At 65.6% G+C, this 25,080-nt stretch carries 22 protein-coding genes and 3 pseudogenes; 12 read left to right on the plus strand and 13 right to left on the minus strand.

The genetic code is table 11. The annotated features are described in order from the left end of the window. Positions 1-35: 35 nt before the first annotated feature. Complete coding sequence (locus IOD14_RS20710) at positions 36-374, plus strand: metalloregulator ArsR/SmtB family transcription factor (RefSeq protein ID WP_212671079.1); 339 nt, start codon at positions 36-38, stop codon at positions 372-374. Beyond that, entirely contained in the window at positions 371-1,099 is a 729-nt protein-coding gene (locus tag IOD14_RS20715; protein WP_212671080.1) for a cation transporter, read from the plus strand. Before IOD14_RS20710 ends, IOD14_RS20715 begins: the two co-directional genes overlap by 4 nt. Positions 1,100-1,337: 238 nt before the next feature. Here the strand turns inward: IOD14_RS20715 and IOD14_RS20720 are convergent. From IOD14_RS20720 to IOD14_RS20735, 4 genes and pseudogenes are all read right to left on the minus strand, one after another. After that, a pseudogene (locus tag IOD14_RS20720) lies at positions 1,338-1,520 on the minus strand (transposase); the annotation flags it as partial. After that, entirely contained in the window at positions 1,520-1,933 is a 414-nt protein-coding gene (locus tag IOD14_RS20725; RefSeq protein WP_212671081.1) for a hypothetical protein, read from the minus strand. The gene IOD14_RS20725 and the pseudogene IOD14_RS20720, both read right to left, overlap by 1 nt. Next, complete coding sequence (locus IOD14_RS20730; protein WP_212671082.1) at positions 1,933-2,868, minus strand: DUF6192 family protein; 936 nt, start codon at positions 2,866-2,868, stop codon at positions 1,933-1,935. Before IOD14_RS20730 ends, IOD14_RS20725 begins: the two co-directional genes overlap by 1 nt. A 341-nt stretch (positions 2,869-3,209) precedes the next feature. Next, positions 3,210-4,205, minus strand: a complete 996-nt coding sequence (locus tag IOD14_RS20735) for a hypothetical protein (RefSeq protein WP_212671083.1) — start codon at positions 4,203-4,205, stop codon at positions 3,210-3,212. A 293-nt stretch (positions 4,206-4,498) separates the two neighbouring features. On the opposite strand from IOD14_RS20735, the gene IOD14_RS20740 reads away from it, so the two are divergent. The 3 genes from IOD14_RS20740 (at position 4,499) to IOD14_RS20750 (ending at position 7,511) form a co-directional block, all read left to right on the plus strand. Next, positions 4,499-6,067, plus strand: coding sequence for an RHS repeat-associated core domain-containing protein (locus IOD14_RS20740; RefSeq protein ID WP_249125993.1), 1,569 nt, complete (start codon positions 4,499-4,501; stop codon positions 6,065-6,067). Between the two features lie 953 nt (positions 6,068-7,020). Then, positions 7,021-7,218 carry a YlcI/YnfO family protein gene (locus tag IOD14_RS20745; protein WP_249125994.1) on the plus strand — a complete coding sequence of 66 codons (198 nt, stop codon included), beginning with the start codon at positions 7,021-7,023 and terminating at the stop codon, positions 7,216-7,218. Further along, a complete protein-coding gene (locus IOD14_RS20750; RefSeq protein WP_212671084.1) occupies positions 7,215-7,511 on the plus strand; it encodes a hypothetical protein in 297 nt (98 codons plus the stop codon). Before IOD14_RS20745 ends, IOD14_RS20750 begins: the two co-directional genes overlap by 4 nt. 180 nt (positions 7,512-7,691) lie before the next feature. On the opposite strand, the gene IOD14_RS20755 is transcribed toward IOD14_RS20750, so the two are convergent. From IOD14_RS20755 to IOD14_RS20765, 3 genes are all read right to left on the minus strand, one after another. Further along, complete coding sequence (locus IOD14_RS20755; protein ID WP_212671085.1) at positions 7,692-7,880, minus strand: hypothetical protein; 189 nt, start codon at positions 7,878-7,880, stop codon at positions 7,692-7,694. Between the two features lie 337 nt (positions 7,881-8,217). Further along, the gene (locus IOD14_RS20760; protein ID WP_212671086.1) at positions 8,218-8,613 is read right to left on the minus strand and encodes an NUDIX domain-containing protein; all 396 of its coding nucleotides are present in this window, start codon (positions 8,611-8,613) and stop codon (positions 8,218-8,220) included. A gap of 223 nt (positions 8,614-8,836) precedes the next feature. Continuing rightward, on the minus strand, positions 8,837-9,004 hold the full coding sequence (locus IOD14_RS20765) for a hypothetical protein (RefSeq protein WP_212671087.1): 168 nt from the start codon (positions 9,002-9,004) through the stop codon (positions 8,837-8,839). A 170-nt stretch (positions 9,005-9,174) separates the two neighbouring features. On the opposite strand from IOD14_RS20765, the pseudogene IOD14_RS20770 reads away from it, so the two are divergent. The 3 genes and pseudogenes from IOD14_RS20770 to IOD14_RS20780 all read left to right on the plus strand — a co-directional run. After that, positions 9,175-9,336, plus strand: a pseudogene (locus IOD14_RS20770) (ATP-binding protein); the annotation flags it as partial. A 501-nt stretch (positions 9,337-9,837) separates the two neighbouring features. Continuing rightward, positions 9,838-10,377 (plus strand): winged helix-turn-helix domain-containing protein, encoded by a 540-nt coding sequence (locus IOD14_RS20775; protein ID WP_212671088.1) that lies wholly within the window; start codon positions 9,838-9,840, stop codon positions 10,375-10,377. Beyond that, positions 10,374-10,994 carry a transposase gene (locus IOD14_RS20780; protein ID WP_212673339.1) on the plus strand — a complete coding sequence of 207 codons (621 nt, stop codon included), beginning with the start codon at positions 10,374-10,376 and terminating at the stop codon, positions 10,992-10,994. The genes IOD14_RS20775 and IOD14_RS20780 overlap by 4 nt, the downstream gene beginning before the upstream one ends. Here IOD14_RS20780 and IOD14_RS20785 read toward each other — a convergent pair. After that, positions 10,905-11,444, minus strand: coding sequence for a hypothetical protein (locus tag IOD14_RS20785; protein ID WP_249125995.1), 540 nt, complete (start codon positions 11,442-11,444; stop codon positions 10,905-10,907). The genes IOD14_RS20780 and IOD14_RS20785 overlap by 90 nt on opposite strands. Between IOD14_RS20785 and IOD14_RS20790 the strand changes: the two genes are divergently transcribed. Together IOD14_RS20790 and IOD14_RS20795 are read left to right on the plus strand one after the other, a co-directional pair. Further along, on the plus strand, positions 11,386-12,138 hold the full coding sequence (locus IOD14_RS20790) for an AAA family ATPase (RefSeq protein ID WP_212671090.1): 753 nt from the start codon (positions 11,386-11,388) through the stop codon (positions 12,136-12,138). The genes IOD14_RS20785 and IOD14_RS20790 overlap by 59 nt on opposite strands. A 55-nt stretch (positions 12,139-12,193) precedes the next feature. Further along, positions 12,194-12,958, plus strand: a complete 765-nt coding sequence (locus tag IOD14_RS20795) for an IS5 family transposase (RefSeq protein WP_212671091.1) — start codon at positions 12,194-12,196, stop codon at positions 12,956-12,958. A 68-nt stretch (positions 12,959-13,026) separates the two neighbouring features. On the opposite strand, the gene IOD14_RS20800 is transcribed toward IOD14_RS20795, so the two are convergent. After that, positions 13,027-13,245, minus strand: coding sequence for a hypothetical protein (locus IOD14_RS20800; RefSeq protein ID WP_212671092.1), 219 nt, complete (start codon positions 13,243-13,245; stop codon positions 13,027-13,029). A 667-nt stretch (positions 13,246-13,912) separates the two neighbouring features. Between IOD14_RS20800 and IOD14_RS20805 the strand changes: the two are divergent. After that, positions 13,913-14,420 (plus strand): annotated as a pseudogene (locus IOD14_RS20805) (AAA family ATPase); the annotation flags it as partial. A 280-nt stretch (positions 14,421-14,700) separates the two neighbouring features. Here the strand turns inward: IOD14_RS20805 and IOD14_RS20810 are convergent. Next, positions 14,701-14,901, minus strand: coding sequence for a hypothetical protein (locus IOD14_RS20810; RefSeq protein ID WP_212673536.1), 201 nt, complete (start codon positions 14,899-14,901; stop codon positions 14,701-14,703). 2 nt (positions 14,902-14,903) lie between these two features. Continuing rightward, positions 14,904-20,951 (minus strand): DNRLRE domain-containing protein, encoded by a 6,048-nt coding sequence (locus IOD14_RS20815; protein WP_249125997.1) that lies wholly within the window; start codon positions 20,949-20,951, stop codon positions 14,904-14,906. Between the two features lie 302 nt (positions 20,952-21,253). On the opposite strand from IOD14_RS20815, the gene IOD14_RS20820 reads away from it, so the two are divergent. Then, positions 21,254-22,071, plus strand: a protein-coding gene (locus IOD14_RS20820; RefSeq protein WP_249125966.1) for an IS5 family transposase whose coding sequence is annotated in 2 segments (ribosomal slippage) — positions 21,254-21,605 and positions 21,605-22,071 — 819 coding nt in all. Because the reading frame shifts where the segments join, the coding sequence is not laid out codon by codon here. A gap of 218 nt (positions 22,072-22,289) precedes the next feature. On the opposite strand, the gene IOD14_RS44375 is transcribed toward IOD14_RS20820, so the two are convergent. Beyond that, the gene (locus IOD14_RS44375) at positions 22,290-23,276 is read right to left on the minus strand and encodes a hypothetical protein (RefSeq protein ID WP_249125998.1); all 987 of its coding nucleotides are present in this window, start codon (positions 23,274-23,276) and stop codon (positions 22,290-22,292) included. Between the two features lie 1,152 nt (positions 23,277-24,428). Then, positions 24,429-24,785, minus strand: coding sequence for a hypothetical protein (locus IOD14_RS20830; RefSeq protein ID WP_212671094.1), 357 nt, complete (start codon positions 24,783-24,785; stop codon positions 24,429-24,431). Positions 24,786-25,080: the final 295 nt, after the last annotated feature.

Consider the following 25,080-nt stretch of genomic DNA (forward strand, 5'->3'; position numbering starts at 1 on the left):
TTCCTGAATTCAGGATTTCATGTACTCTCGTGGTTGTGCTGACTGCTGCCTCCGACATCGACGTCCTGGCCCGGTTCGGTCGCGCTCTCGCCGACCCGATCCGCTGCCGCGTCCTGCTCGCCCTGCGCGAGGCCCCGGCCTACCCCGCCGACCTCGCCGACGCGCTCGGCGTCTCCCGTACCCGGCTGTCGAACCATCTCGCGTGCCTGCGGGACTGCGGCCTCGTCGTCACCGTCCCCGACGGCCGCCGCACCCGCTACGAACTGGCCGATCCGCGCCTCGGGCACGCGCTGGACGACCTGCGTGGCGTAGTCCTGGCCGTCGAGGCCGACCGGACCTGCGCGGACGCAGACGAGCAGGGGTGCTGCGGATGACCGCGATATCCCTCGGGCCGAGCCCGGCCCGCCGTGACGCGCTCGCCCGCCGAATACGCCTTCTCGTCACGGCGACCATCACCTACAACGTCATCGAGGCGATCGTCGCCCTCACCGCCGGCACCCTCGCCTCCTCCACGGCCCTGGTCGGCTTCGGCCTGGACTCGGTCATCGAGGTCTCCTCGGCGGCGGCCGTGGCCTGGCAGTTCTCGGCGGCCGACCATGCGGTGCGCGAGGCCCGCGAGAAGACCACGCTCCGCATCATCGCGGCGTCCTTCTTCGCCCTCGCCGCCTACGTCACCGTCGACTCCCTCCGGGCCCTGACCGGCACCGGCGAAGCCCAGCACTCCACTCCGGGCATCGTTCTGGCCGCCCTCTCCCTGGCGATCATGCCGTTCCTGTCCGCCGGCCAACGACGCGCAGGCCGAGAACTCGGCTCTGCCTCCGTGGTCGCCGACTCCAAGCAGACCCTCCTGTGCACCTACCTCTCCGCCGTCCTCCTGGCCGGCCTCCTCGCCAACTCCCTGTTCGGCTGGAGCTGGGCCGACCCGATCGCTGCCCTGGTGATCGCGGCTGTCGCGGTCAAGGAAGGATGCGCGGCGTGGCGGGGTGATGCGTGTTGTGCCGTGCCTGTCGGGACAATCACCCAAGCGGGCGAGCTGGACGGTTGCGGCTGCGGAGCTGGCTGCTCGTGCTGTCCGCCTGCCGCGGACGCGGGTGCTTGACGGCATGTGGGACTCGGGCCGCATCGGCAGCACGGGTTCCCGTCGCACACGGTCGTCGCCGTCCGCACGTCCCCGGAAGGCTCCTGTGGCGGCGTGTTCTCCCCGGAACAGGAGGGATGGACCTGTCGGTCGTGACGCTCGTTTGACGCTCTGGGCGCCTTCAGGCGGGTCCATGAGCCGAGAAAAAGGCCCTGACCTGGTCTTTTCCGGAACCCACTCAGGCCGACATCTTCCCGATGACATACCGGATGGCATCGATCACGTTGCGGCGGGGATGTTTTTCCGGGCGGCCGCCTGTGGGTAACTCGCAGGCCGGGACAGGCAGCAGCGGTTCGAGGACGGCCCATTCGGCGTCCGTGGTGTCACTGGGGTAGCACGGCTCGCGTGCGATCGGCGGCTGGGTCTCGTTCGCGCTGGTCATCAGCGTTCCATCCGGGTGAGGACTTCCAGGGTGGCCTTCACCCCGCCGAGCTGTTCGAGGACGAGCCGGATCCATTCGTCCTCAGCCTCCTTCTTCGCGTGCGGGGCGACGATCCCGGTGATGAAGTTGGTGACCCGATGCAGCTCGGAGCGGAACACCGCCCGCTCGTAGGCGATCCACACGCCGCTGTCGTCGGACAGCTGAAACCCCTCGCTCCGGCTGTAGGTCACGGGAGGCAGTCCTTCCTTGACCGCGATCTTCCGCAAGTACCGCAGGCCAGCCCACACCTGCGACGGAGTGCGTTTGGTCGCCCGGCACAGCTGCTTGAGCGACAGTCCCGCCGGCCGCGCCTCCTGCAGGGCCTTCTTCACCGCGCTGCCGTGCACGTGGGCGGGCAGCCCCGCCCGTTTCACTACTGGTCCCGAAGGAGTTGGGCGAGCTGTTCGTCCAGGTCGAACCTGCCCGTGGCCACGGCCGATTCCATCCAGTCGGCCGTCGCGCGGATCTTCTCGGCCTGCCGCCCCAGCATCTCCGCCTGGGCCTGGGTCAGGTCGTGCGTGCGCAGCTTGGGCACCAGGCGGGCGGCGCCGGCGATGAAGCCCTGGCAGACCGCGATCAGGTCGCTGTACTCCATCGACTTCCTCCAACTGCGGACGATGCGGGAGGGGTCGTCGAACCGGTCAGCTTCTCCGTCGGCGCCGAAGGTGTTGTCGTAGTCCTCTTCGAACTCGTCCTCCTCCAGCAGCTCGACCTGCTCGAACTGGGCCTCGTTCACGTTCTCCCGGGCCGTGGCGTCACGCATCGCATTGAAGGCGATCTCTGGACGGCGCAGGAAGTCAGTGGCCACCGCCGCGGCGACCGCCTCGTCGTCGCGTACGAGCTCGTGAACGGCGGCGACCTTCTCCTGCGCGGTGGCCGGGCTGTCGGGCTTCCAGCCCACCGCCTTCTTCGCCAGCTCACCGGTCCACTGCCGCAGTCCGGTGCGTTCGTTCAGCGGCGGGTCCTTGATGAGCTCGAAGCGGTCCGGGCAGGAGGCCAGGATCCGGTGGACGTCGTAGGACACGCCGGGCTGCCGGCGCTCCTGCGGCCACTGCGCGGCCACCCACCGCTGGGTCCGCACGGTGAAGAAGGAGAGCCCCACCCGATCGGCGAACAGCCGCAGCGATTCCTCCACGCTCAGCTGGTCCTCGTCCTCGACGGGGAGATGCCCGCCGTGACCACGCAGGGGCTCGATCTCCAGTGCGGCGTCCCCGAGGGCAAATTGGCACCGTGCATCCATTTCGACCTTGTCGAGCGAGTCACTCACCAGTACCTCGAACCGCTCCCGGTCCACACTCCCGATCGTCACGAGCACAGCGATCACCAACCCCGACGGCCGGAACGCGGCCCCTCACCGCGAATGACACCGGCCCGCCTGCTCCCGAGGGTTCACATCACCACCCATGACCGCCAGGGCCGACCGAATGCCCCCGGGTTCGTTCCGAACACCCCGTCGTTTGCGCTCGATCGTGTCCCCTCCTGACCCCCGGGGGAACGAAGCGGCCAACACCTTCGGCCGCCCGCGCTATCCGGCCTTCCACGCCGATGCTCGTCTCCTCAGCCGTGCCGGTAGGACACAGGGGATGACAAGAGTGACGATCCTCCAGCCGACGCCGGCATGATCCCAACCGACGAAGCCGGAGGGCAACATCACTTCACAAGCGCAGCTAGTTCACAGAGGCGAACCCTTACTCGCTCGGGGTTCAACTTAAGGCGTGACGGCGGGGGGAAAGCACCGTCACGGTTCTCACATTGAAATTCAGCGAAAGCCGAGTCCGATTCATTCTCCGGGGACTCTTCCGCCGAGGCGAAACACGTGATGTCCACGAAGATCCCTGCGACGACAAGCTCGGAACTGATGGCCACTGCGTGACTAAGCGTCACCAAGCCGTCGTCGGTACGGTCCGTTGTGACCTTGCCGCTACGATTCACACGTTCGCCCACGAATATGACCGACCTGCGCGAGCGGACTCCGCCAGCTCCATGAACTGTCAGTCCAGCGCGGCACCAGACCCTTGCGCTGCCATACAGGGGCAAGTCGGCACTCCCCGGCGCCGTCCACACCAAGTTCGCTGCGGTGCCCCGCTGCACGGGTGCGTGGCTCCACGTGTGCTCGACTTGAAGCTCGACACGCACGTCAAGGATGAGCGGCCCGTGCGCGAGCGGAGGCAACCCCGGTATGGGCGATTCGTGCGCAGGGAGCGCAACAGGGGCGCCTATCCAAGCCGTGGCCGTATTGAACGCCGAATTGGGCGGCGTCGACTCCGCGGACGGGTAGCGCTGTCCGTTGAGAGCGCCGGCACGTGCTGTGACCTCTAACGTCGCTGCCTCGGCATTGGCGCGAGAGAACATCGTCAGGCTTTCGTCCTCCGGGGACTGGAGCGAAAAAACGGGACGCTCCAACGCCTGGCAGTGAGCTAGCCGCATGTCTCCGATCGGCTCCGCTAAGACCTCGGGTTCCACCCCGAGGGCCCCGAGCGCAACAGCCCCGATCCGCTCGCGATTCCGCTCCTTGGGTCCGACAGGCAGGTTCGCCAACCGCTCGCCTAGAGTCTCGATCTCAGATTGAGACTCACCCATGAGTACTTCGTGCTGTGCCGCCAGCAGGACCTTTTCATCCTCTGGAGACCAGGAGATATCGGACATTCGACTGTCCTCCGACGCTCTGGTGAGGAAAGAACCGTCATCGTCCTCCCGTCGGCTCCGCTCACATAGGCTCGCCGTATGCGTAGTTGAGGCGTATATCGGCGACGGGCCGCGGCAGTCCGGTTCAAGCAGATACCAAAGGTGGCCCGGAGGCCGAGACGATGCCACCGTCAGGCCTGAGTCCGAGGTGATGGCCGCGGCCTCCGTGGGCCGTCTACTCGTGCTCGAACGCAATGGCTGCCTCAGCACATCACTGAACGGCCCTGCCACCCGTCACAGAACGTCACAGATCAGTGGTTCTGGCACAGCTTCTTACCGACCACGGAACCGGCGCCCTCTCCGGTACCGACGCCACCACCACCTACACACCCACAGCCGCCGGCACCGGCCCGCCGCACGCCGTCCAGGAAGCCACGATCAAGGGAGGCGCCAAGGACGGCCAGAAGAGCACCTTCACCTACGACGCGGCCGGCAACACCAGAAAGCGCACCACCGGAGCGAGCACCCAGGACCTCACGTGGGACGATGAAGGCCACCTCGCGACGCTCACTGAATCCGGCAAGACCACCAGTTACCTCTACGACGCCGACGGCAGCCGCATGATCACGCGTGACGCGGACGGGAGTCAGACCCTCACCCTCCCGGGCGACAACGAACTCAAGGTCACGAAGGACGGCGTCAAGCAAGGCGTGCGCTACTACACCCACGAAGACGAGACTGTCGCCGTGCGCACCAGCAGCGGCTTCTCGTTCCTCCTGCCTGACCACCAGGGCACGGCCCTGACCGCTGTCTCCATGACCACTCTCGCCATCACCCGCCGCAAGCAACTCCCCTTCGGCAGCCTGCGTTCCGAGACGAACACCGCACTCCCAGGAACCCGCGGTTTCGTCGGGGGCACCAGCGATCTCACTGGTCTCATTCACCTGGGCGCCCGCGAATACGACTCCGCTCTGGGCCGGTTCATCTCCGTCGACCCGCTCATCGATCTCGATGACCCCCAACAGATGAACGCCTACGCCTACGCCAACAACCGACCCATCACCGCATCCGACCCCGACGGTCAGATGATCTACGACGACTTCACCGGCCAGGGATACGGCAATGCCAAGGTGATGAAGAACTACTACAAAGCCAACGGCTACATCGACAGCAAGGGCAGAACCACCAAGAAGTACAAGAAGCGACTCACCGCCTACAACAAGAGCTGGAGCAACTACTACGCCTCCAGCTACTACAAAAACCAGCTCAAAGAAGCCGCTCAAGCAAATGCCCGCATCGCCGCACGCCTCAAAGCCCAAGCCGAGGCCCGACGCAAAGCACAGGAAGCCGAGCGTCGCAAGAAAGGAATTCTCGCATCCATTAAATCCGGGATCGGAAACGGCCTGTCTGAAATGGGCTCGAACCTCTGGGACAACATGAATCCCGAAGCGAAGATGTCCCTGTACTTCTTCTACAAGGGCGCCGAATACATGTGGGACCACGGTTACGTCTCAGGTTCCGCATGCCTCATGGTTTGCTTGAACCTCGGATTCCAGCGCGGGGTTACCACGGTCGGAATCACAGGCGGGCTGACCTTCGGCGGCACCAAGGGCATAGTGAGAGGAAATATGGGAAACTATGCGGGCGTATCGGCAGGAATCAATACCGCGAAGCCCGACGAGCAAGCATTCCAAGTCGCCAGCGTGACGTCGGCGAACGGCTTCAGAGGAGGGACCTTCGCCTGGGGAAAGAGAACCACCGGAGGTAACTACTACCAGTACGGCTGGGCTGGGGGCAAGGGAACCGCCCTCCAAGGCCCCATGCTTATAGGCTTGACCTATTCGCGAGGTAATGGAGTTACCTGGTACCCGTACAGCAACTGAAGCACCGCACCCTGAACCAACAATGCACGAAAGGATTCCCCCGGCGATCATGTTCGCCGGGGGAAAATAATGATTATGGGTTTTCTCTACACAATCCTTTTCGCCATAGTTCCGGTCGCGCTAGGAATTGCTATCGTGACGAACTTTCGCAACCTTGGCGCATTTTTCTCCAAGGAAGGAGGGGGCGTCGCCCCTGTTGTGAAAGTTACAGGCTGGTTTTTCATCCTCCTTCCGATGTATCCAGTCATCTCTGAGCTAATCAACCTCTTCGATTGAGGCAAAAACGGACGGTACGGCTACCAGAACTTCCAGGGGCCTTCTGCGCCCCCTGGCGCTGGAACCGGCTTCCATGCGGCTCGAGGCCTCGATGGCGGGACGGGACGCATTAGCCAGTTCGGGCGAGGGCCGCCGTCTCAGCGTCCGGTCTGCAGGTGCGCCTGGCGGGCGATGACCGGTGCGCGCCAACGGCTGCGGGTGTGCCGCCATACGGCGTAGCAGTGCAGCCACTTCACTTCCACTGGATGCGTCGGGCGCGAGGCTGTGACACCGTGGACTCTGTTGGCCCGCCGCACTCCCCCGAAGCGGCGGGCCAGACCTGCATTCAGCGCACGCGAGTGACCCCGACTGGGCTGTCCGGGCAAGCGCTGACCAGGGCAGGGGGCGTGGTCGAAGTCGGCCGGCTGGGGCTGACCTTGAGGACCGCGCGACGGACAAATCGATGTACAGGGGCGAGCCGTGCGACCGTCACGGCCTATCGCAACGGCGTGTGGACCCAGATCTGGTCCTCCGCCGGAAAGCACACACTCAAGATCGTGCCCACGGCGACCGAGATCGAATGGCACACCGTGATGCAACGCTGACCGCGAAGCCGGGCCGACCGCTGCAGCCACCCAGGAGGTACAACCTAACGGTACTGATTTACGCCACCACATAGTGGTGGCTAGTCTGAGGTCATGTCTGTCACCACGATGACCCTGCGGATTCCCGACGAGCTGGCGCCCTCGATCAAGGCGGCAGCCTCGGAGGCAGGCCTGAGCGTGAACCAGTACGTCGTGCGCGCCGTTCGCCGTGCCGCCACTCTCGACGCCGCGCACCAGCTCGCAGCGCTGGGTCTCGGCGACGACTTGGCGGGCGAGGGAGACTCTCTGTGAGACGAGGAGAGATCTGGGCTCTCGGCGACGGGCGCAACGTCCTGATCGTCTCCCTGACCGGCTTGGAAGAGGCCTACGGTGCGGTGGTCGCGATCGTACTGCATCCCTCCGGCCGCTATCCCGATACGGCCATGTCGGTCGTGATCGGAGACCCGATCCCGTGCACCGCGGTCGCCGTCAACCTCCAGCAGCTGAGAGCGGCCCGATTCGACGGCGCGAAACTCCTCGGTGAAGTCGACCCCGCGGCGATGGCCCGCGTCGACCAGGCGCTGCGAGCCGCCCTGGACCTGTAGCCGCCCCTACCGGAGACCCGGTATTGCGAAGGCCATACGCCGGCCGCGCCCCAGAGGCCGCTGATTCGGCGGCCTTCGTCATCTTCGCCTTGATCGTCGAGGCGAAGATTTGGGTGGCAGGCACGAGCCTCCGCGTCGTGGAAGACGAGACGGAGGCTCACTCCAGACGGCGGCCGGCTGTCAGCCGCGCTGGGCCTTGCTCGCCAATACGCCAACCAGTGCGGCAGCGCCGGAGAGCCACTCAGGGCTCACGTCGGCGCATGCGAGCACGATCACCGTGATCAGCACCATGACGACGATGACGTGCAACCCCTTCGCATCGTGTGCCGTGCCCGCTCCCGGGGCATCCACACACTGAGGTACTTCCATGTACTTCTCCTCTCAGGTTCGCCTGAGCTTGGGCCTCGGCGCGTTTCAGGTTGGGAAGCCAGGAACACGCGCCGGGGCCATCACAGGTGGTTACCCAAGACCTACCCTCCACGGCGTCGAGCGCAGCCGCGGTTCCCCTGCTGTCCTGGTGTACAAGGGGGCGCACGAACGCCACCGTCTCAATATGTGGACGAAATCGTGCTCTGGCATCAGGTCAGCGCCACAACGGCGCGCTCATCGGCGAGTTCGACGAACTGCTTGTCGCCGGCCCGCTAGGAACATGAGCAGGCCCTTGCTACCGATGAAGATCATTGCCCGGGTGGAAGGAGTGCCGCCTTCATCCAGCAAGTCGCCCGTCGACCCAGGCCTGCACCGGCCCATACAGCCCGTCTGGCACCAGCTCGGCCAGCTGGCCGCCGTCGACCCACGCCACCTCCGCAACCTCCCGCGGCGACGCCGCATGCGCCTCTCCGGCCAACAGCCGACAAGCCACGTAGACCACCCGTCGCCCTGACAACGGATGCACCCGCGAGCCCAACACCACCAGCGGCGCCACCGACACGCCCACCTCCTCGCCGGCCTCGCGCACCGCTGCCTCGCTCGCGGACTCGCCCGGCTCGACCTTCCCCGAGGGGAACGTCCACAGCAGGACACCCACCGGGGAGGCGCGGCGCATCAGGAGGAGACGGCCAGAGTGCACGATCACCGCGCCAGCGACCGGGGAGAGAGGCATGCAGGCATCATCGTCTTTTCGGTCTCTCTCGACGCCAGCACCCCATTCCTGGCGCACCACCGGACCCCGGCTGCGCCAGCACACCGCGCGAGCGCCGTGTGCTCGGAGTCGGCCCGCCGGACCACCCGCCCGGCGCCGCGCGCTCGGAGTCGGCGGCCGCCGCCAGAGCGAGGAGCGAACAGCGTCAGCCACCGAGCCCGACGACCACGCCAGCTGAGTCGGCCTACTGGGTGGCCTCGGTGTGCTCGCGGATCGCAGAGGCGACGTCGAGCAGGGCGTAGGCGACAGCTGCCAGTCCCTCTCCGATGGCATCGGTCTGCTTCTCCTTACCCTCCCGCATGGCCGCCATGTCTGCTTTGCTCTCCGCGTAGTCGCCCCACACGCTCTTCACCGGCATCCGTGCACCTCCCCATGCCACCGGTCCGTCCGGCAGCCTCTGCTGCCTCCCCCGTCAATTGCCTGCCCAAGCGTTCGATCTTCGCCAGGTACGAGCGGCCTCCGAGGCCGGCGGACGAGTGGTCAGGACCCGTCAGCGGGCGCCCGGTAGGCCCGGTCGCGTCACAGCTCACCAAGGCCATCGCCCGCTACGGCCGCATCGATCTCCTCTGCATGGACGAGCTCGGATACATGGAGCTGGACCGACGCGGCGCCGAACTGCTCTTCCAGGTGCTGACCGAAAGCGAGGGGAAGAACAGCGTGGCCATCGCATCGAACGAGAGTTTCAGTAAAGCGCACATGTTCCGGCGAACCTGTGCCGGGCCATTCACGCAAGAATTATGCCGGTTTCATACCGATTAATTCACTTCTTCTTTGATTTCTTAGGAAAACCTTAAAGCGACCCAAGGACTCCGTTCGCCGCCCCGCACATCAATCGCGCATGGCGCGAATCATGCAAAGATGCCTATTTGCCGCCAACCGGATTGCGGAGACATAGGGCAATCTTTGCCGCTGCTTGATCACTCCCCAAGCTTGGGTTGAGCGTCCCTTGTGATTTCAGCGAGCATGCCGCAGCCCCTCGGTGAAGATCAGTTCGTTTTGTTGAGCTCCGCAGTGCGGAGCATCAGGGAGGGAACTGATTGTGCGTCACAGACCTGTGACCCATCACAGACCAAGAAAAGGCCGCGTGCACCAAGCACGACGGCTGCGGCAGATACTGAACTTGATTGAGTGATGTCGAGGTCGTTCGCCTGACACTGGGCGGCCGGCTTCGGTAGCCGTGGTGCTGTGAGGTACGCGCAGGGCGGCGGGCTGACCGACGCCGACAGGGCCACGCGGGAGCGGATCCGGCTGCAGGCCGTGGAACGCTTCAAGGGCGGGGAGAAGAACCGGGAGATTGCTGCCGCCCTACGGGTGAGCGAGCGGTCGGTGGAACGGTGGCGCCGGGCATGGCGCGAACGTGGCGAGGCCGGAATCCGGTCGAAGGGATCTCCGGGACGTCCCAGGCTCGGCCCGTCCCAGATCGCCAGGCTGGAACGGGAGTTGGAGCGTGGCCCGCTCGTCCACGGCTGGGCCGACCAGCGGTGGACGCTGGCGCGGGTCAAGACTCTGATCGGCCGCCTATTCCACGTGAGCTACACCGTCGAGGGCACGTGGCGGCTGCTGAAGCGGCACGGGTGGTCGTGGCAGCAGCCCACACGTCGGGCGATCGAGCGCGACGACGCGTCGGTCGAGCTGTGGAAGAAGGAGATCTGGCCGCGGGTAAGAGCACCGCGGCGGCTTGCAACGGCTGGATCGTCTTCGAGGACGAAGCCGGCCAGTCGATGACGCCGCCGCGCGCCAGAACGTGGGGCCGGACAGGCCAGACCCCGGTCGTCCGGGTTCGCGGCCGGGGCTCCGGCCGGGTCTCGATGGCAGGTATGGCCTGCTACAGAACCGGCGAAAGGTCCCGGCTGATCTACTCCGTCCGCGAGTACCGGGGCCGCAAGGGCGAGCCGAAGGGCTTCGGCTGGCGGGACTTCCGCGACCTCCTCATCCGGGCCCGCATCCAGCTCGGCGGCCCGATCGTGCTGGTCTGGGACAACGTCCGCCTCCACCTCACCAAGCCGCTGCGGGAGTTCATCGACGCGAACGCCGCCTGGCTCACCGTGTTCCAGCTGCCCACCTACGCGCCGGACCTGAATCCGCAGGAGGGCATCTGGTCGCTGGTCAAGCGTGACATCGGCAACTTCGCCGCAGCACACCTCGGCGAGGTAACTCGCGCGGTCAAGCACCGGCTCAAGCAGCTCCAGTACCGGCCGGACGCGATCGACGGCTGTCTCGCAGGCACCGGCTTGTCCCTGACCGCGCAAGCATCAGAAGCTGCCGAAGAAGCGGTGCCACCAGGTGGGACGCTGAACATGCCAGGGCAGCTGGCTCGGCCCGGTGTAGTCGCACTCCAATAGCTCCTCGGGAACGATCGCGTACCCGAGGCTGGCCAACGTCCCCATGACCTTGTCTAGATCCCCAGCGTCCAACTCGCCCTCGGCTTGCGCTTCGCCGGTGCCCAAGAAGGCGCCGGGGTTGTCGGCGCAGACCAGTGCCAGGGAGCCGAACTTGCTCACGCAGACAACGATCCGGGTTCCGCACACAGTCGCATCAGCCGGCACGGTGACCCGCCCGTACTCACTGGAGTCCTGCGTGTCCCGCTCGCTGACACATGGCGCAGCGAAGTCGTCCTCAAGCCGCTCCACGAGGACGTTGAACAGCGCGCCAATCCCACCACGGTCGTAGTCCCGGGGCCACTCCAGCCACTCGGGATCATCGAGCTCGCGCAACAAGGCCACGAGATCGTCTTTGTGCTCCGTCACCCGCAGATCTTGGCGGATCAACAGCAGGCCTCGCCAGCCCGACATCACTCATTCAAGTTCAGTAGCGGACGAATTTCTCGACAGTCTCAAGTCGATCTCGACCTCTGGGCGCTACGCCCGCTGGGTCGATTCCGTGGCTGCCCTGGCCAGCGACCCCCAGTTCGACGCCGCTGTCCTCGCTGACGTCACCGAGCCCCTCCTCTCCGATGACGACAACAGGCCGATCGACACCCTCGTTCACTTCTCGGACGACGATCTCGCGACCGGCACAGGACGCTCGTGGCGCAACATCTTCATGAGCCTCAGTTCCGGACATGCGATCGTCTTGCTCACCCTTACCCGACTCGTGGACCTGGTCGCGGAGCAGACACTCGTACTCTTCGACGAGCCTGAGACGCATCTCCATCCGCCGCTGCTGTCTGCCTTCGTCCGGGCGCTGTCCGACCTCCTGACGGAGCGCAACGGTGTCGCCATCACCGCAACGCACTCGCCAGTTGTTCTCCAGGAGGTCCCCAAGTCCTGCGTCTACAAGATCGGCCGCTCTGGTTCTCGCGCGCAGGGGCGGCGCCCCAGGATCGAGACCTACGGGGAGAACGTGGGGGTACTCACGCACGAGATCTTCGGACTCGAAGTGATGAGGTCTGGTTTCTACGCCGAGATCAAGAAGGCTGTCGACCGGTTCAATGAGCCTTTTCCAACCTCCTGTGCGGGCTGGGCAGTTGGCCTGACAAACGGATGAAGCCCCTGGTAGATGGGTTTTCGACCAAGAGAACCGTCTCCACCAGAGGCTTCGAATGCTTGTCTACCCGTCCGGCGTCGACGTGTCCAGCTCTACCCTGCGCTTCCTCGCTGCCCGCCTGAGGAAACACCGTCATGCTCTCGGAACTCGATGGCGGCGCCTGAGCACGGGCCGACAGGCCCTGCTCACTCTCACCCACCTGCGCAACGGCCAGCCCTACGCCCAGCTCGCGGCCGGTTTCGGGATCGGCACCACCACCGCCTACCGATACGTCACCGAGGCCGTCGAACTCCTGGCCGCACTCGCCCCCACTCTCGCCGAAGCAGTACGGGCCGCATCGATGAAGGCATACCTGATCCTTGACGGAACGCTGCTGCCGATCGACCGGATCGCCGCCGACCGGCCCTTCTACTCGGCCAAACACAAGAAACACGGCATGAACGTGCAGATCATATCCGACCCGAAGGGCCGTCTCCTGTGGGCTTCACCAGCCCTGGCCGGCGCCGTCCATGACATTCGGGCCGCACGCGAGCACGGCATCATCGACGCCCTCGCCCAGGCCGGCATCACCTGCTGGGCAGACAAGGGCTACCAGGGCGCGGGCGGCACGGTCCGCCTCCCGTACCGCGGCCGGTGGGACCGTCTTTCCACCGGCCAGCAGGCTGTCAATCGGTCCCATGCGAAGGTGCGGGCACTGGTCGAACAGACCATCGCCACCCTCAAGTCCTGGCGTCTCCTGCGCAAGCTCCGCTGCTCGACAACCCGAATCACGAGCCTCGTCCAGGCTGTCCTCACCCTCCACCTGGCCAGCTCAGACTAAGGATGGAAAGGCTCACTGTGCCCTGCAGGGCACGGCGAGGTGCGCTGCCCGGCCGACCGGGATGCAGCTCAGGCGAGGGCATCGAGACGGTGTGACAGGAACCCCGCCATCGCGCGGACCCCGATACCGATTGCGTGCTCGTCGGCAGCGAAGTCCGGGGAGTGGGGGACCCCGTTGATGCCCGCTTCCGGGTTGGCGACGCCGAGGTAGAACATCGCTCCGGACACTTGGTGCAGGAAGTACGCGAAGTCTTCGCCGTTGAACGGATACGCCGCGTGCAACACCATGACCGCGTCCGCACCCAGGGCGCCTCGCAGGTACGAGGCGTGTTGAGGACATGATGAGCCTCCAAAATTCATACTGGTGTTCGAAGTTGACGGTGATCGTAACCATAGAGGTCGCTGATCGCGGAAGATAGGATTCCTCTGCGGGCAACGTGATTCAGTTTTGGCCAGGTTGGTTTCAGCCTTCATGCCTGGTGGGAGTCCACACCTGAGCGGGAGAGATGCCGGTGATGGTGGCCCGTTCGGAAGCAGCGGCCGGGTGGTTGGACGAACCGCCGAGTGTGAGCTTGATGCTTTGGTCGAAGGTGCTCGCCGGTCCAGACGATCTCCTTTGAGTCACCGGGGCCCAGCCTGACCAGGACATCGGTGGCGGACCGGAAGCCCGCGGAGGTGTTCACGACCGAACGGCCCTGCATGTAGAGCGGGTCGTGGTCGCGGACCCATCGCGGCGCGATGCTCTCGAACCAGGTTGTCGCGCCGTACGGAACCGACTCATCAAGACCGGAGAAACGTGGGTGTCAAGTGTCAGGAAAGCGGGCAAGTTTGGCGCATGCGCTGAGATACCTCCTCGCGTACGCGAGGGGAAAGGCACCCGCCCGGGCGTCGAAGCAGGACCCGTCCCGGAACGCCCCTGACGCTGTCACCGGCCGTCGATAGCGTGACCGCCGTGATGGTGGGCACCGACGAAACCCGGCTGGTCGTGCTCCGCGGCAACAGCGCCTCAGGGAAGTCGTCCGTTGCGGCCGGCCTGTGTGAGCGGTTCGGCCGCGGCCTGGCCCTGGTCGGCCAGGACAACCTCCGCCGCATCGTGCTCCGAGAGCGCGACCGGCCCGGGGCCGCGAACATCGGCCTGATCGACCTGACTGCCCGCTACGCCCTGGACGCCGGATTCCACGTCGTGGTCGAAGGCATCCCCTACGCCGATCGCTACGGCGACATGCTCGCCCAGCTCCGCGCCGACCACCGCGGCCCGACCCACGGTTACTACCTGGATGTTCCGTTCGGTGAAACCTCCGCCCCGGCACGCCACCAAGCCGATCGTCGACGACGTCAACGAGACTCAGCTGCACGACTGGTACAGGGAGCGCAATCTCCTGCCCGGCGGCATCGCGACCGTCGTTGGCGCCGACAGCGCCCTGCACGAGACCGTCGACCGCATCCTGAACGGCACCGGCCTGCCCACCTGCCCGCCGTGGACAGCTGAGTGGTGCTGGCCCCGCCCCGATCATGAGGCCGACCGCGGGTGCGGCCGCGCCGCTCTCTTGAGGTCTGCGCAGTCTTCTCTCTCACTGCCCGCGTTCGACTCGATGGGGCCGCTGACCACATTGGCAGTTGAGTCACTTGTGTTGGTGCATCTACATGGCCCTCCGTGCTTGTCACTTGTCCCGCTTCGTAGGACGGCCTCGTTGTCGCTCTGCTGCAGATTTCGGCAGAGCGACAAACGAGGCCGTCGTCAGGTCAGTGTGATGTGCGTCTTCTGCGGATGATCAGGTACGCAGCTCTGGCGATCACTGCCGTGGCTGCCAGAACGGCGATCGCTTTGATGATGAGTCCGATGCCAGAAGCCACAGCTGCCACAGCCAGCACTACAGCCAGAAGTGCCGTTATCCATGGGGTGACTTTGTCCAGGGGACCGTCGTCGCGGAATGGGTTGTCCATTGTCATCTCCTCGCGCATTTTGCATAGGACGGGTACACCAGCCAGGGGGAGGCGTACGGGACGTTCATTCGCAGGCACTTGCCGTACTGTTCGGCGATCCAGGCCAGGACTCCGTAGCCCAGGAAGGCGTAGTACGCGGCGCGGCCGTAGACACCGAGCTTCTTGATGCCGCCTATGGCTGCAGCGGCCCAGCCCGCCCCGCTATAGAGAGCGGTGTTCTGCTTTCGGGAGAGGGTGACGTGCATCTGCGTCCATCCCCAGCTGATCTTGTAGGTGCCTGCGGGGTCGGCGTAGGAGACGGGGCTCTGACCTGCGTATTCGTAGGAGTTTGCACTACCCCCGGGGACCGGGTCGGTCTGGAGGAAGCGTCCTGTGGCGGGGTCGTAGACGCGTACTCCCATGAGGATGGCGTCGGTGGCGGTGGCGGTCGGTCGTTCCTGCCCACCGAGCCACCCGTACCGGTCGGTGTCTGTGTCCGTCGGGTTGCCGAACTCATCCGTGTGCAGCACACGGACCTGTGAGCCGTCGGGACTGTACTGCACGGAGACGTCGCCGTGCAGGTTGGTGAGCTGCAGGACGGTCGCGCCTGATGCTCCGGTGATCGCGGCCAGGCTGCCGGTGAGGTCGGTGACGTCCCGGGTGATGGTGCCGCTGGTGTCTTCTGCCGTCCAGGTGGGTGAGTCGCAGCCGCAGCCGTAGTGGCTTGTCGTGGTCGCGGTGGTGGTCCAAGTGCCGTCAGTGCCTTGGGTCTGGGTGGCCGAAGAGGCGAGACGTCCATCAGCGTCCAGGTTCCACGTCTGCCGGTTGGCGGCCGCGGTGAGGCTTCGGACCATGTCGTTGGTGTAGTAGGCCAACGATGATCCGCTGGGTTCAGTGGTGGTGCGGCCGAAGGCGTCGTAGGCGTAGCCGCTGTCCACAGTTCGATCGGAGCTGTCGTAGGAAGCAGCCTGGTTCGTTGTGGTTCCGTTGCTGCCGCAGTCACTGGAAGTGGTGGCCAGGGATGTGCGGTTGCTGTTCTTGTCGTAGCCGTAGCTTCGTGTGGTGCAGGAAGTGCCGTCAGTGTCCACCGCCTGGGCGAGGCGGTTGGCCTCGTCGTAGGTATAGGTGGAGCCGACGCTGGTGCCGTCGGACTGGGTGTGTGCGATGCGCAGACCGGTGATGTCGTAGTCCGCGGTGTCGGCCAGCACCGGGACTCCACTGCTTGTGGTGTAGCTCTGTTGGGTGACCATGCCCGTCGGGTCGACCGTGCGGGCGAGGTCGACGGCTCCGGCCATGTTCTCCGTGGCCAGGGCTCCGTCCGCGTCATAGGTGGCCTTGAACGCGCCTGCGACGGAGTCGGTCAGGCCGGTTGCCAGGCCCCGGGGGTCCTGGCTCGTGTCGTACGTGTAGGTGACCGTGGAGGGTGCCGAGTCAGTGACCTTGACCACGCGGTCCAGGCTGTCGTAGGCGGTGCTTGAGGTGTTGCCCGCTCCGTCGTTGTAGGAGATCTCGCGGCCGCGTGAGTCGTAGGTGTGGGTGATGGTGCCGGCACCGGTGGAGATGGTGGCGAGTCTGCCGTTGTCGGGGTCGTAGGTCGTGGTCGTGTCCGGTACTGCGGTGCCTACGCCTCCACTGACGGAGGAGTTGGTGACGCGGCCGGCAGCGTCGTACGTGGTGGTGGTGGTCCGGGTGACTCCGTTGGCGCTGTCTGTGGTCGTGGCGGTGTTGCCCCACCGGTCGTATGTGTACGTCTTGGTGGGGCGCTGGGTCGGGTTGGTGCCGCCGCCGGTGATGGAACCAGCCGGTCCGGTGGTGCACACCAGGTCGGCCCATTCGGGTCGGCCGTTGCAGGTGCCGCTACCGGTGGCCGAGTAGTAGGTGGTCACGGTGGTGTCCGCGTCGGTGCCGTCCGACTTGGGCTGAAGGCTTTTGATCACTCTGCCCAGTGCGTCGTAGACCGTGGTTCTGGCAATGGACAGGCCGTCAGGGTCGGTGGTGGTCGTGGTGGGCAGTCCCTTGGTCCAGTCGTAGGCCGTCGTGGTGGTGTGCACGTCCGTGTCGGACGGGTAACCGTCCACGTATGCGCCCACCTTGGTGGTGGTGACCTGGTCGGCGATGGTGGCGGTGCCGTCGGTGGGACGGCCCTCGTCATAGGAGTAGACAGTGTGTTTCCGGGCCGGCCATTCGGTGCCCGCGGCCAGGTCTGTGCCGCCGGTACCTGCTTTGAGTGCCGAAGTGAGGGTGATCTGGTGCAATGGCCCGTATTCCTGGGTTTCGCGCAGTCCATCGCTGGAGTAGAACGAGCGGGTCGACAGCAGTTCGGCACGCTCCGCGCTGCTCAGTTGATCGATGTTCAGTGCGACCTGTTCGCCTTGCTCGTCACCGCTCGTGGCCAGCGCCAGTTCGCGGTTTGCCGCTGTCAGTTCGCGGGTGATGTTGCCGTACTGATCGTAGTCGGTGGTCGCGATGTGTTTTCCGGGCGTGGCTGTGTCCACCTCGCGGCCGGATGCGTCGGTGTACGTGATGGTGGCCCGCGTGTAGTCGGAGGCAGCCAGGTCCGTGCCGGCGTTGGATGACGGCACGGAGTCGGCCGGGAAGATGGCCGTCGCGTCCGTCGGCACGTCCGTCTGGCCCCAGGTTCCGATGTTCGAGGTGCTCATCGCGTTGGGGGCCGTGGAGCCGGTCAGCGGCACGTCGTAGACCATGCTGGTCGTCGCGTTCGTGCCATCGACGGTGCTCTTGCTGCCCGCCGTCAGGTTTGGGCGGGAGGCCGACAGGAGCATGCCGTCACCGGCAGTTGCGGCCTTGCCCGCCTTGCCGTAGGCGAACGTCCATGGCAGTTCGCCCGGAGGGGTCAGGGTGGCGACACGGCCCGCGCTGTCGTAGGTGTAGGCGGTCTTCAGCGCGGGACTGGTCCTGGGGTCCCACTGCTCGCGCAGCCGGCCCGAGTTGTCGTAGGAGTACTGGGAGACCACCGTGGCGGTCGCCGACGATGCACCGGGGTCGGTGGCCCACTCCTTGATCTGCTTGACCTGCCCGCTGTAGTCGCCCAGCGCGCTGGACGTAGCGGTCGTGGAGGTCGCGTAGACGAACTCCAGCATCCGGCAGCCCTTGGTCGACGGCGTGGTCTCGCACGTCGAGGCCGTCACCGCCGAGGTGGGCGCGATGAGGTACTTCGGCCGGGCCAGCGTGGTGCTGCCGGAGGTGACCTTCTCCGAGACCACCTTGGTGGTGGAGTTGTCGGTGGGCAGGTAGGTGGTGGAGACCTGCCAGGTGGTCGCTGACGAATCCACCTTGGTGAACGTGGTGGTGGTGCCCCCGTTGTCCTTGAGGGTGAAGGAGCTGGTCAGTGAGCCGGTCAGGGTGAGGTCTTCCGAGCCCGGTTCGGGCTTCCAGCCGCTGGCCGAAGTGGCAGTGAAACCGGTCTCGTTGCCGTGGGCGTCCACGAGAGCCACGGAGGTGGCTGACGTTCTGCGGACGTAGGCCCAGTTCGAGTTGCTGATTTCCGCCGTGGTGCCCGAGGTCCACTGTGGGCCGAAGATCGCTACCTGGCCCTCCGCGTCCGCACCAGCCGTCGGGCGCCGGGAGGAAGCGGTTCGCGATACCGACAGGCCGAAGGCCGAGGCGTCGCTCGGGGACAGAGTGAAATCACCGGTGAGCATGTTCACCGATCCGGTGCCGATGTCCTCGCTGGGGGCGGTGCCGGCGTTACGGTCCAGCGTGATGGTGTGCGGCTGGGAGTAGGCGGTGGTGGTGCCGTCGGTGAAGGCCACCCGGATGTCGAGAGCGCCGTCCTGGGACAGGGAGTCGGTGGCGTTCCACGTCAGCGCCGGGGGTGTGCCACCGGAAAAGGTCACCGGCCAGGCCGAGACGGCAGAGCTGTCTGAGGACTTGGTGACATCCACGACCGGGAGATTCGTCCAGGAGTCGGTCTCGCCGCGCCGGTATTGGTAGGTCACGCCGGTGTAGGTACTCTGACCGGTAGCGGTCAGACTGACGCGCCGAGCGGCTGTATCGCCTTCGTCGGGGGTGAGCAGACCGGCGCCGTCACCGACACCGAAGTCATACTCCGTAGCCGCCGCCGAAACGTTTCCGCCCGAGTCGACTGTCTTGGCGTACAGCCTGTGCCAGTCTTCACCAGGCTTGATCGCCACCGTCAGTGCGTCCCCGCCGTTGCCGTCAGTGGTGTCGTAGACCCGGTTAGGCACGGACGAGTCGTCGAGACCCCAGTAATAGCCCATCCCGTCGGACGATGAAGTGTCCAGGGTGCAAGTCGCGCCGCTGTCAGCCGCCGGCGTCCAGGTGCTCTCGCTGTACGGGGCACACGAGATAGTAGGAGCATTGGGTTTGGCGACGTTCGGCACGAAGTAGATGTAGGAAGACCAGCTGCCGTAGTCGGTGCCGTCGTAGCCGCGCACCCGCATGCGCAGGTGTGCTCCGGCCAGCTGACTCGCGCTCGGGATGGTCAGTTTCGCTGTCCCTCCGGATACCACTGAAGATGAGGTGCCGGCGTAGGAGTAGGACGTCTCGCCGCTGTACGACGGGTCGTTGGTGATCTCGAACTGTGCTTTGACTGTCGAGCCGTCCGGGTCTGTCACCTTCGCCGACAGCGTCGGCGTGTAGGTGGCCACGTATCGCTTGCCGCTGTAGGCGTTCACTGAACTTGGCGAGATCGCCAGGGACGCGGTGGTGGCGTACGAGTTGTAGGTCACTACCAGCTTCGGCGCGTAGCCGGAGGTGGTGTAGTTCGCCGAGCGGAAGCGCCGCCAGGTGGAGGAGTCGCTTTCGTCGTCGGCGCTGATCTGGAGGCCGTAGTTGGCAGAACCATCCGCCCATGCCTGCGCGATCGTCTGCAGGTTCCAGTTCGACCAGTTCGCCGCGCAGCCGGTATAGCCCCAGTGGCCGGTGTTGGAGGCCTTGCCCGTGGTGGTGGTCGACGGCTGCGCGCCCCAGGTGATCGACGACGAGGACCACGAGGAGGTGATCCGCTTCGCCACTGTGGCAGCCCCGGAGGTGGAGCAGGTCGCCGAGTAGTAGTTGTACAGCGACATCGTCGCCGACGTGATGTGCTTGCCCGCGAACTGCGACATGTCGAACTTCAAATACGAACGGGCCGTGTCTGTGCCGCCGTCATACGTGCCCGACTTCAGCTCCTGCGAGGAGACCTGCGAATCGGGGTAGTCCGGCGTCTGTACCCATGTGTCGGTGGTGACCGCCAGGGTGGAGGTCGGGTCGACCGTCACCGGATAGGTCGCGGTGGCCAGGAAGTCCTTGTCCGGAGTCAGAACGAGGGTCTGCGAGCCATTGTCCGCAGTCTCGACCTTCGTGGCGACCTGCTCCTGGTGCGCGGACTCACCCGAAGCGTCGTCCTTCGAGGCGTCCCACATCATGGGAGCTGGGGCCTCGGCGACCAGGTCGTCGGCACTGTTCTTCAACAACAGGTGGCCGGAATCGGCTTGGGACAGCTTCAGCGCGTCCAGATTCAGCGGGATCCGGTAAGAGACCGTGCCGCCGTCTGGCTGCTGGGCGAGGTGAATGTTCTCCGAGAACCCCTGCGCCAGCGCGGTGACGGAAAGAGTCTGGCCGCTGCCCAGGTTGTAGGAGGCAGTGCTGTCCTTTACCTCGGGGGTGGGCAGCTTGTCCTGCCAGCCCAGCCCGAAGGACTCCTTGCCCTTCGTCACCGAGGCCAGATCCGTGTCACCGCCGTCCGAGACCGCGATGTCTGCGGCTGCGGCTTCGGGCGTCAAGTCCGCACCCGTGTCGGACAGCGAGGTGTTGATGTCCTTCCAGGTACCGTCCTGCTTCACCCGGACTGGACCCGCGTACGCCTCGGTCTCCAGCTCCCCACTGGGCAGGGCATACGTCGTCGAGTCCGATGTCCGGGCCGACAGCACCTCGATCTTCCTGTCCTGCAGACGGGCCATCAGCACTGCCGACGCCTCGCTCTGCGCCTCCGCAGGACCAAACGTGGTACTCGTGCCAGACGATGCGGAAGCGGACGATGCGCTCGTCGCGCTGTCGGCGAACGAAAGTCCGCTGCTCTCGGCTACCACGGCCGTCTCGGCGGCCATAAGCATCACGACGCTGATAGCTATCTGCCGCAGCCGTCGTGCTTGGTGCACGCGGCCTCTTGGTCTGTGACGGGTCACAGGTCTGTGACGCACAATCAGTCCCCTCCCTGATGCTCCGCACTACGGAGCTCAACGAAACGAACTGATCTTCACCGAAGGGCTGCGGCGTGCTCACGGGATCCCAGGAGACGTTCAACCCAACCCACGCAAGTGATCAAGGAGCATTAAAGATTGCTCTAACTGGCTCTAACAAAAGCGAGTTGATCATGTGACTGTGTGCTTGATCGCTCGTTGATGTGGTCATGGGGAAGCGTCAGTCGCGGCCGTGGATCGTGTCGGACGAACTGTGGTCGCTCATCGAACCGTTGCTGCCCGAGCCACCGCCCAAGCAGGTCGAGGGACGGCCGCGAGTGCCCGACCGGCAGGCCTTGTGCGGCATCTTGTTCGTCCTGCACACCGGCATCCAGTGGGAGTACCTGCCCCAGGAGCTGGGCTTCGGCTCGGGCATGACCTGCTGGCGGCGCCTGGCGGCCTGGAACGAGGCCGGCGTGTGGGACCAGCTACATCAGCTGCTGCTGAACAGGCTGCGGTCGAAGAACCAGCTGGACTGGTCCCGGGCGGTGATCGATTCCTCCCATGTCCGGGCCGCACGCAGGGGCCCAAAAGCGGACCCAGCCCGGTCGACCGCGCACGGCCGGGCAGCAAGCACCACGTCCTCACCGACGGCCAGGGCATCCCGCTCGCCGTGTCGCTGACCGGCGGAAACCGCAACGACGTCACCCAACTGCTGCCCCTGCTGGACAAGATCCCGGCGGTGGCGGGAGTAGTGGGCCGGCCACGCAGGCGGCCCGACATGCTCTTCGCGGACCGCGGCTACGACCACGACAAGTACCGCCGGCTCCTGCGTGAACGCGGCATCCGGCCCGCGATCGCCGAACGGGGCCAGCCTCACGGCACCGGCCTGGGCACGTTCCGGTGGGTCGTCGAGCGCACCATCTCCTGGCTGCACGGCTTCCGCCGCCTGCGCATCCGCTGGGAACGGCGCGACGACATCCACGAAGCTTTCCTCGGCCTCGCCGTCTGCCTGATCACCCACCGACACGTCCAGAGGCTTTGTTAGGGCCAGTAAGATGCAGTGGACCGGTTAGCTGCTTTATTGGCGCTTTTGCGCGCTTCGCTCCTTGCGCGATTGACGTATAGGGCGGTGGGCGGGTTCCTTGAGTCCCTTTAATGCTTTCCCAAGAAATGAGAGAAGAGGTGAATCAATCAGCATAAAATTCACAAGAGTTGTGCAAGATCACCTGTTCGGGGGCAAAGATCCGTCGTCGTTCGCTGGGGTCAGTAAGGCGGGAGGGCCGGTTCAGGCTTGTTCAGCATCTGGTCGAGTGTGCGGGCGAGGCCTTGCTCGTCGTCGACATGTGCGAGCCATGGGACGTTGTCGAGCATGCGGGCCAGGTCATCGGTGACAAGGGTGTCGAGCGTTGTGCGCAGTTCGTCGGGGACCGGGTCGTCTACCAGGCAGAGCCAGGCGAGCGCGGCCGACACGCGGACGTCTGCCGGCTGCGCGGGGTCGGGCCAAAGGGCGCGGGCCCAGACTGCGGCGCGGGGGTCGGCGTGCTCGCGGGCGAGTTCGGCTACGGCCAGGACGAGGCTCGCGCGAACCCTGGTGCTCTGCTCGACGGCCAGGCGGGTGCGAAGGGCGTCTGCGATGCGGCCGGTTTCGCTGGAAGCGGTGGCCAGGGCGTAGCAGGCAGAGGTGCGCATCTCTGGGTCCGGGTCGTGAAGGAGTGGCAGGAGCAGGTCGGCGTCGGCGGTGATGGCGATGCGTGACGCCTCGATGGACCAGTTCATCGCGTAGCCGCCGCAGTCGTAGAGCCAGTCCTGCGTGGCGACTTTGAGGAACGTGTCGCGTGTGCCCTGCCCCCAATGCTGCTGTCGGGCGGCCGCGGTGGCCAGGTCGAGGGTGTCCGCGCGGTGATGCGCCGAGGGGTCGGCAACGATGCGGAGGAGGAAGGGGACGGTCAGCGGGGTGACGGAGCCGACCGTGCCTTGGTGGACGATGCTGCTCCACAGGCGCCGCATCGCATTCCTGGCCACCTCGGCGTTCGTGGCGCGCAGCCGGGCAAGAAGCTCGGGCACATCGCCACCCGAGCTGTAAGCGTGCCTGAAGCGGCCCCAGGGCACCTCATCGAGGCGGAACCCGTCCTTGACCTCCTGCGGCATCCTCGCGATCACCGCGCGCACGTCGAGTGCCGTTCCCTCGTACGGCTCGAATCCGTGCTCATAGATCAGCTCGTGATCCAGCACAAACTCCTCAGACGCCACGCTTGCCCCCCGGCTGCATCGATGATCTAAAGGCCCCTTGTCTATCACGGCTCGCTCCCACGGGTGTCACGCTGCCCGATCAGGCCCGGAATCCCGGGCCTGAGAGCCGTTTTCGGGCCTCACGCCTGGAAGTGTCACGCTCTCGACGACGGGTGGACGGAACGTAATCGAGCGCGGATGTGCTCAGTCGTCTTCAAGAGCCTTCTGCACGTTGCTCCGGGTGAGGGCGGCGGGGCTGAGCGGATCCATCTTGCTCGCGGTGGTCTCCGGCGGATGTGCCCGGACAACCACGACGTACACCCGGACTCCCGCCAGTTCGAAGTACGGGGCCAGGAGTCGGCCGGGCCGTCGCCGTCGATCACGAGGGTCCGGTCGGGTGTGCGGTTGAAGACCACCACGTAGGCGACGTGCTTCCTGTAGTCCTGGGCGTACTCGTACACCTGCCGGACGCCCTTGGCGACGTAGGCGACGTTCCCGGAGTAGAGCTTGCCGTCCAGGGTGATCGGGTCCTCGCCATCGAGCTCACCGATCAGGTCGGGTTCGCCTGTCGTGGAGCGTGGCTTCGCGTGGGTTTGTACAACTCCTCGCCGGTCGGGGCCCTCTCTCGGAACTGGGCGTCCAGAGCGACACGGTTGAACCGCTCAGTGAGGTAGACGTAGCGGCGCAGGGCGAAGACGACGCTGCTGCGGTACTGCAGTTGCTCGGTGAGCCACTCAAACAGTGGGGTGAATGCCTGTCTGGCAAACCGCCGAGTGATGTCCGGTCGGGGTGAGCCAGACTTGGAGAGGTCGCTGGTCCTGGCTTTCAATAAGCGTCTCCCGAGGTCGCATGATCCACAAGGTGGTCTTGCGGCGCTCGTGATGTCGGCCCGGACCGGTTCGCGGTGCCCACGCGAAGGCCGGCGAGGCGTTTGCGGACGACCTGGTGGCTGCCTCGGTAGCCGCGAGCCTGGATCTCGAGAATCAAGCGACGTCGAAGTCCCGCAGCGTCCAGGGTTCGGGCAAACAGACGAACAGTAGCCGAGAGGTCAGCCGGGGAGTCTCCCGTCTCAACCTCAAGCTCCAACAGCCGTTCGAGGGCGGCGGTCAGCGAGCCGCTCGGCGCGGGCCTGGTCCAGCAGCCGGGGCAGGGCCTCAGCGGCACCATTGAGTTTCAGACGCTGACGACTGCGGCGGCTGTCAGCGCTACCAGGTTGTCGGTCCAGCAGTCCGATTCCTTGGTGGCGACCTCGGCGCCGCAGTTTGCGCAGACGAGGTTGGGGCCGTCTTGGCCATGAAGTCCGCAGCAGCCGGCGCGCCGCCCGAGGTCGGCATGCAAAGCGGTGCCTGGCACGTCGTCAGGATGAAGGATAAATAGGGTGGCGTCGTAGTTGATTGCGTAGGTGCCCTGCGCCACCCGCGGATCTGCGATGCGATGGTCGGACAGGTGATCGCTTGCCGGGGACGCCTGTGATTCCTGGAGATCGCCCGTCAGAAGGTGATCGCAGTTCGCGCAGCTAAAGAGGGTCACCGGGACATTGTGCCGGGGTCACGCACTGTCTGACGCCCGATGGCTCACCCCTACGCTGCATGAGCCGACCGACGTCGATACGACCGGCGAGGTGAGGTCCATGCCGAGGGCTGCACCGCAGGTCGCGCCCGCCGAGCTGGCGATCCGCGGCTGCCTGTGTTCAGCCGTGGCACGCCCCGCGGATGACGCGCTCCACATGTTCATGGGTGCAGGCGACGCCTGACCCGAAGGAGACGTCCTCGGCGTCGTGCGTGAGAAACCCGAGAGTGCAGCGGCTGGTGTCCAGTCAACTCTC

This window comes from Streptomyces sp. A2-16 (genome assembly GCF_018128905.1).
GTDB lineage: Bacteria > Actinomycetota > Actinomycetes > Streptomycetales > Streptomycetaceae > Streptomyces.

Excerpts from the sequence above, each read along its gene's own strand:
- IOD14_RS20715 (WP_212671080.1), top strand. The coding sequence starts at position 371 with ATGACCGCGATATCCCTCGGGCCGAGCCCGGCCCGCCGTGACGCGCTC.
- IOD14_RS20735 (WP_212671083.1), bottom strand. The coding sequence starts at position 4,205 with ATGTCCGATATCTCCTGGTCTCCAGAGGATGAAAAGGTCCTGCTGGCG.
- IOD14_RS20745 (WP_249125994.1), top strand. The coding sequence starts at position 7,021 with ATGTCTGTCACCACGATGACCCTGCGGATTCCCGACGAGCTGGCGCCC.
- IOD14_RS20755 (WP_212671085.1), bottom strand. The coding sequence starts at position 7,880 with ATGGAAGTACCTCAGTGTGTGGATGCCCCGGGAGCGGGCACGGCACAC.
- IOD14_RS20760 (WP_212671086.1), bottom strand. The coding sequence starts at position 8,613 with ATGCCTCTCTCCCCGGTCGCTGGCGCGGTGATCGTGCACTCTGGCCGT.
- IOD14_RS20780 (WP_212673339.1), top strand. The coding sequence starts at position 10,374 with ATGACGCCGCCGCGCGCCAGAACGTGGGGCCGGACAGGCCAGACCCCG.
- IOD14_RS20785 (WP_249125995.1), bottom strand. The coding sequence starts at position 11,444 with ATGTCGGGCTGGCGAGGCCTGCTGTTGATCCGCCAAGATCTGCGGGTG.
- IOD14_RS20795 (WP_212671091.1), top strand. The coding sequence starts at position 12,194 with ATGCTTGTCTACCCGTCCGGCGTCGACGTGTCCAGCTCTACCCTGCGC.
- IOD14_RS20800 (WP_212671092.1), bottom strand. The coding sequence starts at position 13,245 with ATGGTGTTGCACGCGGCGTATCCGTTCAACGGCGAAGACTTCGCGTAC.
- IOD14_RS20810 (WP_212673536.1), bottom strand. The coding sequence starts at position 14,901 with ATGGACAACCCATTCCGCGACGACGGTCCCCTGGACAAAGTCACCCCA.
- IOD14_RS20815 (WP_249125997.1), bottom strand. The coding sequence starts at position 20,951 with ATGGCCGCCGAGACGGCCGTGGTAGCCGAGAGCAGCGGACTTTCGTTC.